5 protein-coding genes are annotated in these 7,009 nt (G+C 66.2%); 4 read left to right on the top strand and 1 reads right to left on the bottom strand.

Features of this window, described 5'->3' with window-relative positions:
• The 3 genes from dprA to F3J15_RS25450 form a co-directional block, all read left to right on the top strand.
• Window positions 1-1,132 (top strand): DNA-processing protein DprA (gene dprA / locus F3J15_RS25460; protein WP_166894781.1); only part of this gene is annotated, 1,132 nt, incomplete at its 5' end.
• A 36-nt stretch (window positions 1,133-1,168) separates the two neighbouring features.
• Window positions 1,169-1,549, top strand: a complete 381-nt coding sequence (locus tag F3J15_RS25455; RefSeq protein WP_039353754.1) for a thioredoxin family protein — start codon at window positions 1,169-1,171, stop codon at window positions 1,547-1,549.
• A 193-nt stretch (window positions 1,550-1,742) separates the two neighbouring features.
• Window positions 1,743-4,364 (top strand): DNA topoisomerase III, encoded by a 2,622-nt coding sequence (locus F3J15_RS25450; RefSeq protein ID WP_166894778.1) that lies wholly within the window; start codon window positions 1,743-1,745, stop codon window positions 4,362-4,364.
• Window positions 4,365-4,492: 128 nt separating this feature from the next.
• Here F3J15_RS25450 and F3J15_RS25445 read toward each other — a convergent pair whose 3' ends face one another.
• Complete coding sequence (locus F3J15_RS25445) at window positions 4,493-5,542, bottom strand: LysR family transcriptional regulator (protein WP_166894776.1); 1,050 nt, start codon at window positions 5,540-5,542, stop codon at window positions 4,493-4,495.
• A 426-nt stretch (window positions 5,543-5,968) separates the two neighbouring features.
• Between F3J15_RS25445 and F3J15_RS25440 the strand changes: the two genes are divergently transcribed.
• Window positions 5,969-6,982, top strand: a complete 1,014-nt coding sequence (locus F3J15_RS25440) for a D-2-hydroxyacid dehydrogenase family protein (RefSeq protein ID WP_089426599.1) — start codon at window positions 5,969-5,971, stop codon at window positions 6,980-6,982.
• Window positions 6,983-7,009: the final 27 nt, after the last annotated feature.

Genomic DNA, 7,009 nt, shown 5'->3' with positions numbered 1-7,009 from the left:
CGCCCTGGCCGTGCGCGCAAGCGCGCGCGGCGATCTCGACGCGCGCACCGACGCCGCGCTCGCGTGGCTCGATGCGCCGGGCAACGCGCTCGTCACGCTGAACGATCCGGCCTACCCGCCACGGCTGCGCGACCTGCACGATCCGCCGCTGCTGCTATATGTAAAGGGCCGGCTCGACCTGCTGCACGCGCGCAGTCTCGCCGTGGTCGGCAGCCGTCACGCCACGCCGCAGGGGCTCGCCGACGCAACGCGCTTCGCACGCGAACTGTCCGACGCCGGGCTGCCGATCGTGTCGGGCCTCGCGCTCGGGATCGACGCCGCCGCACATCGTGGCGGGCTCGACGGCCGGTCGGGCACGGTCGCGGTGATCGCGACCGGCGCCGATCTCGTCTACCCGGCGCGGCACCGCGCACTCGCCCACGAGATCGCCGCGCACGGCGCGATCGTGTCGGAATGGCCGCTCGGCACGCCGGCCCGCGCCGCCCACTTCCCGCAGCGCAACCGGCTGATCGCCGCGCTCGCGATCGGCGCGCTCGTCGTCGAGGCCGCGCCGCGCTCCGGCTCGCTGATCACCGCGCGGCTCGCGAACGAACTGGGGCGGGACGTGTTCGCGATGCCGGGCTCGATCCATGCGCCGTTGGCACAGGGCTGCCACGCATTGATCCGCGACGGCGCGAAGCTGACGGCGGCGCCGCTCGATGTACTCGAGGAATACGGGCTGGGAGAATCGAAAACCGGCACGGCGGGCGGTGCGGCGCGTTCCGGGCATCCGTGCGCGGACACCGGCGACCTCCGCGAAACCGAAGCCGCCGTTCAGCGTGCCGCTACCGGTGTTATCCAAACCGGCGACGCCGTTCCGGCCACCGCGCCCGCCCGAGACGAAGTACCACCGCCAGCGCCACCGCTGCCCGCCACCCCGTCCGAACAGGCCGTGCTTGCCGCATTGGGATACGGCCCCGTCACCTACGAATGGCTCGCCGAGCACAGCGGCCTGTCTGACGACGTGCTGCACCGCGCGCTGCTTGCGCTGGAACTGGCCGGTCGCATCGCCAGCCTCCCCGGCGGACGCTTCGCGCGGCTTGACGCAGCACGCACCCCGCCCGTGCATGGCGTGCTACATTCCCCCGCATAGGGGCGGCCCGGCCGCCGACGATACCCAAGGAAATCCATGCCCGCGCTGAATCTCGACACCGATGCGGATCGGATCGCCGAGCGCCTCGCCGATCCCGGCACGTTGCTCGTCGCCTGCCTGTGCGCCGAGTGGTGCGGCACGTGCCGCGACTACCGGACGGCCTTCGACCAGCTCGCCGACGCGCATCCGGACGCCTGCTTCGCCTGGATCGACATCGAAACGCATGCCGACCAGCTCGACGATCTCGACGTCGAGAACTTCCCGACGATCCTGATCGAAGATACCCACACCGCCCGCTTCTTCGGCACGGTGCTGCCGCATGCGGCGATCGTCGAGCGGATGCTGTCCGACCTGAGCGCGGTACCGGGTGCGCCGCACGCACCGAAATTGCGCAACATCCTGGCCGTCGAAGCCTGAATTCGCGAGCCGGCCCGGTGGTTTCGCGCACATTTGCGCGCCCCGCCGCGCCGGGCGCTTGCCGCCGTTGCAGCCCCCCTCTATGATGAGCCGCTTTTTGCACGCCGAGCCGCCATCGCTGCGGCGTGTGCTATAAAGCGGTCGTAAAAGGGACCCACAACCGGCGAACCCGGTCTACCAACACACACCTGTCATGTCCAAAGCACTGATCATTGCGGAAAAGCCTTCTGTCGCGAACGACATCGCACGCGCTTTGGGCGGCTTTACCAAGCATGACGAGTATTACGAAAGCGACGATTTCGTCCTTTCGTCCGCTGTCGGCCACCTGCTGGAAATCGCCGCCCCGGAAGAGTACGAGGTCAAGCGCGGGAAATGGAGCTTCGCGCATCTGCCCGTCATCCCCCCGCATTTCGACCTGAACCCGATCGCAAAAAGCGAGTCGCGCCTCAAGGTGCTCACCAAGCTGTTGAAGCGCAAGGACGTCGACCGCCTGATCAACGCATGTGACGCGGGACGCGAGGGCGAGCTCATTTTCCGCCTGATCGCGCAGCACGCGAAAGCGAAGCAGCCGGTCCAGCGCCTGTGGCTGCAGTCGATGACCCCGCAGGCGATCCGCGACGGCTTCGCGAACCTGCGCAGCGACGCGGACATGCTGCCGCTCGCGGACGCCGCACGCTGCCGCTCGGAAGCCGACTGGCTCGTCGGGATCAACGGCACCCGCGCGATGACCGCGTTCAACAGCAAGGGCGGCGGCTTCTTCCTGACGACAGTTGGCCGCGTTCAGACGCCAACGTTGTCGATCGTCGTCGAACGCGAAGAGAAAATCCGCCGCTTCATCCCACGCGACTACTGGGAAGTGAAGGCCGAATTCGCATGCGCGGGCGGCTTCTACGAAGGCAAGTGGTACGACCCGAAATTCAAGCGCGACGAATTCGATCCGGAAAAGCGCGACTCCCGCCTCTGGAGCCTGCCGGCTGCCGAAACGATCGTCGCCGCGTGTCGCGACCAGGTCGGCACGGTCTCCGAGGAATCGAAGCCGTCGACGCAGCTGTCGCCGCTGCTGTTCGACCTGACGAGCCTGCAGCGTGAAGCGAACAGCCGCTTCGGCTTCTCCGCGAAGAACACGCTCGGCCTCGCGCAGGCACTGTATGAAAAGCACAAGGTGCTGACCTACCCGCGTACCGATGCGCGCGCACTGCCGGAAGACTACCTGTCGACGGTCGAGTCCACGCTCGAGATGCTCAAGGAGAGCAACAACTACCTGCCGCATGCGAAGCAGGTGCTCGACAAGGGCTGGGTGAAGCCGAACAAGCGGATCTTCGACAACTCGAAGATCAGCGACCACTTTGCAATCATCCCGACGCTGCAGGCGCCGAAGTCGCTGTCCGAGCCGGAGCAGAAGCTGTACGACATGGTCGTGAAGCGCTTCCTCGCCGTGTTCTTCCCGGCCGCCGAATTCCGCGTCACGACGCGGATCACCGAAGTCGCCGGCCATCACTTCAAGACCGAAGGCAAGGTGCTCGTCGAGCCGGGCTGGCTGCAGGTGTACGGCCGCGACGCCGAAGGCGCGGATGCGAACCTCGTGCCGGTGCAGAAGGACGAGAAGGTGAAGACGGACGAAATCGCCGCCGTCGCGCTCGTCACGAAGCCGCCCGCACGCTACTCGGAAGCAACGCTGCTGTCCGCGATGGAAGGCGCGGGCAAGCTCGTCGAGGACGACGAACTGCGCGAGGCGATGGCCGCGAAGGGCCTCGGCACGCCGGCCACGCGCGCGGCGATCATCGAAGGCCTGCTCGGCGAGAAATACCTCGTGCGCGAAGGCCGCGAACTGATCCCGACCGCGAAGGCATTCCAGCTGATGACGCTGCTGCGCGGGCTCGGCGTGAAGGAACTCACCGCGCCCGAGCTCACCGGCGAATGGGAATACAAGCTGTCGCAGATGGAACGCGGCAACCTCGGGCGCGAAGCGTTCATGCAGGAAATCGCCCGCATGACGCAGCAGATCGTGAAGCGCGCGAAGGAATACGATTCCGACACGATCCCCGGCGATTACGCGACGCTCGAGACGCCGTGCCCGAACTGCGGCGGCCAGGTGAAGGAAAACTACCGCCGCTTCGCGTGCACGAAGTGCGAGTTCTCGATCTCGAAGATCCCGGGCAGCCGGCAGTTCGAGATCCCGGAAGTCGAGGAGCTGCTGCGCGAGAAGACGATCGGCCCGCTGTCCGGCTTCCGCAGCAAGATGGGCCGCCCGTTCTCGGCGATCCTCAAGCTGTCCTTCGACGACGAGACGAAGAACTACAAGCTGGAGTTCGACTTCGGCCAGGACACGGGCGGCGAGGAGGGCGAAGCGCCCGACTTCTCCGCGCAGGAGCCGGTCGGGGCGTGCCCGAAGTGCAAGGGCCGCGTGTTCGAGCACGGGATGAGCTACGTGTGCGAGCACTCGGTGGCCAACCCGAAGACTTGCGACTTCCGCTCGGGCAAGGTGATCCTGCAGCAGGAAATCACGCGCGAGCAGATGGGCAAGCTGCTTGCCGACGGCCGCACAGATCTGCTGCCGAACTTCAAGTCGTCGCGCACGGGCCGCAACTTCAAGGCCTTCCTCGTGAAGCAGCCCGACGGCAAGATCGGCTTCGAGTTCGAGAAGAAGGAGCCGAAGGCCGCTGCCGCGAAGAAGACGGCAAAATCAGCGACGAAGGATGCCGAAACCGTGACGGAAGGCGCCGAAGAGAAACCGGCACCGGCTCGCAAGACCGCCGCCAAGACCGCGACCAAGACGGCCGCTCGCAAAACGACGGCACGCAAGACCGGCTCGTAACGACCGGGCCGCCGGGGCTTCCCCCGGCGCATCCGGCTCCGGCAGGCAGCCATAAAAAAACGCGGATCGATTGCTCGATCCGCGTTTTTCTTTGCGCCGGCGGCAACCGCCGCCCGGCCGTCGCGCCGTTACAGCGGCGACGGTGCCGCGACGCGCGTGCGCGGCGAACGCGGCAGGCGAGGCGACAGGTTCGGGTCGGCCGGCTCCGGCTGCTCGGCACGCGTCTCGACGCCGATCGGCGCGAGCGCCGGACTCTGCGCGGCCCACTGCTCGCCCATCGTCGCGTCGGTCGAGTGGCTGAAATGCTCGACGAGGTGGTCGATGAACGTGCGCACCTTCGCGGGCAGATGGCGCCGGCTCGGGTAAGCGATGTTGATCTCGACCTGCGGCAGCCGGAAATCCGGCAGCAGCCGCACGAGCGCGCCGCGCGCGATGTCGCCGCCGATCAGGTAGCTCGGCAGGATCGCGACACCCATCCCGAGCAGCGCGAACTGGCGCAGCATCGCGGTGTTGTTCGCGACGATCACGTTGGTCGGGCGCACGCGCACTTCACCGTCCGGCCCCGTGAACACACGCTCGTCACCCCAGTATTCGGTCGGCAGGCTCAGGCTCGGGTGCTCGGCGAGATGCTCCGGATGGGTCGGCACGCCGTGCTTCTCCAGATAGCTCGGCGTCGCGCACACGGTCATGCAACCGGTGGTCAGCCGCCGCGTGACGATGCTCGCGCTGCGCATCTGGCGCGTGACGACGATGCCGACGTCAAAGCCTTCCTCGACGAGATCGACCTGCCGGTCGACCAGCGTGAGATCCGGCACCACTTTCGGGAAATTCTCCGTGTACGACTGCAACACGGGCGCGAGGTTGTGCAGGCCGAACACGACCGGCGCAACGATGCGCAACGTTCCGACCGGCTCGTGATTGCGCGCAACGACCATCTGCTCGACGTCCTCGAGCTCATCGAGGATCTGGCGAGCCCGCTCCAGATAGACCTGGCCCGACTCCGTCAGCGAAAGGCTGCGCGTGGTGCGGTTCAACAAACGCGTGCCGAGCCGGCCTTCCAGATCGGCGACGTGACGCGTCGCGACCGCGTTGGAAATATCCATTGCACTCGCGGCCCGCGCAAAACTGCCGAGATCTGCAACCTTGACGAACACGCGCATCGACTGCAAATGATCCATAAACGACTCCTGCCGCTGTTACAACTTCAAAAAGATGAAGCAAATGCGTAATTCTCCTACGACAGCGGAAATGATGCAGAGTTGCTCAACAAGGCCGTGGTTGACGATAAAAATAGTCAAAAATCCTCGGCTTCTGCGGATAGTTGATCCAATTATTCTGATTGGAGCAACAATTGGGTGAACCTCGTCGAGTAAGTGGCCGAATCAGGAAGGACGTATTTGATGCGACACAACAGCGCACCCTTCCGCCCGCCGCGCAAGCGGCTCCGGGTCAGGCTGCCGCCGATTGCGGCGGAGCGTAACAACCTGTTAAAAAGACACCATGGAGGCGGCCGACGTAGCATCATGTCGGCCCCGGCCGGGCGGGACGGGTGCGCGATGTGCGCCGCCGCCACCGCCGCTTTCAACGCGCGACACCCGCTCACCATGAAAATTGCCATCCTCGACGACTACCAGGACGCCGTCCGCAAGCTGAACTGCTTCGAGATGCTTGCCGACCACGACGTGAAGGTCTTCAACAATACGGTGCGCGGATTGGGACAACTCGCCAGCCGTCTGGCGGAAGTCGAGGCGCTCGTGCTGATTCGCGAACGGACCCCGATTTCGTCGCAACTGCTCGCCAAGCTGCCGAACCTGCGCATGATCAGCCAGACCGGCCGCATTTCGAGCCACATCGATCTCGAAGCCTGTACCGACCGCGGCATCGCGGTGCTCGAAGGCACGGGCTCGCCGATCGCCCCCGCCGAACTGACCTGGGCGCTCGTGATGGCCGCCCAGCGCCGCATTCCGCAATACGTCGCGAACCTGAAACAGGGCGCCTGGCAACAGTCGGGCCTGAAGACGTCGGCGATGCCGCCGAACTTCGGCCTCGGCCAGGTGCTGCGCGGCCAGACGCTCGGCATCTGGGGCTACGGCAAGATCGGCCGGCTCGTCGCCGGCTACGGCAAGGCGTTCGGGATGAACGTGCTGATCTGGGGCCGCGAGCATTCGCTCGAGGCCGCGCGCGCCGACGGCTATACGGCCGCCGAAAGCCGCGAAGCGCTGTTCGAGCAGAGCGACGTGCTGTCGCTGCACCTGCGCCTGCATGACGACACGCGCGGGATCGTGAAGCAGGAAGACCTGATGCGGATGAAGCCGACGTCGCTGCTCGTCAACACGAGCCGCGCCGAACTGCTCGAGGAAAATGCACTGGTCAACGCGCTGTCGCACAACCGTCCGGGAATGGTCGCGATCGACGTGTTCGAGAGCGAGCCGATCCTGCAGGGCTACAGCCTGCTGCGGATGGAAAACGTGATCTGCACGCCGCACATCGGCTACGTCGAGCGCGAAAGCTACGAGCTCTACTTCAGCGCGGCATTCCGGAACATCCTGGCGTTCGACCAGGGCGACATGTCGAGCGTCGTCAACCCGGAAGCACTGACGCCGCGCCGCGTGCGCTGAGCGCCGCGGGCCGCGCCTGCCGCGCGG

The organism is Burkholderia sp. Ap-955, from assembly GCF_011753045.1.
Classification (GTDB): Bacteria; Pseudomonadota; Gammaproteobacteria; order Burkholderiales; family Burkholderiaceae; genus Burkholderia; species Burkholderia lata_D.
This window is presented reverse-complemented; position numbering and strand designations above follow the sequence as displayed.

Bases quoted from the DNA above. Each gene is read 5' to 3' on its own strand.
- F3J15_RS25440 (WP_089426599.1), top strand. From the start codon at position 5,969: ATGAAAATTGCCATCCTCGACGACTACCAGGACGCCGTCCGCAAGCTG.
- F3J15_RS25445 (WP_166894776.1), bottom strand. From the start codon at position 5,542: ATGGATCATTTGCAGTCGATGCGCGTGTTCGTCAAGGTTGCAGATCTC.
- F3J15_RS25450 (WP_166894778.1), top strand. From the start codon at position 1,743: ATGTCCAAAGCACTGATCATTGCGGAAAAGCCTTCTGTCGCGAACGAC.
- F3J15_RS25455 (WP_039353754.1), top strand. From the start codon at position 1,169: ATGCCCGCGCTGAATCTCGACACCGATGCGGATCGGATCGCCGAGCGC.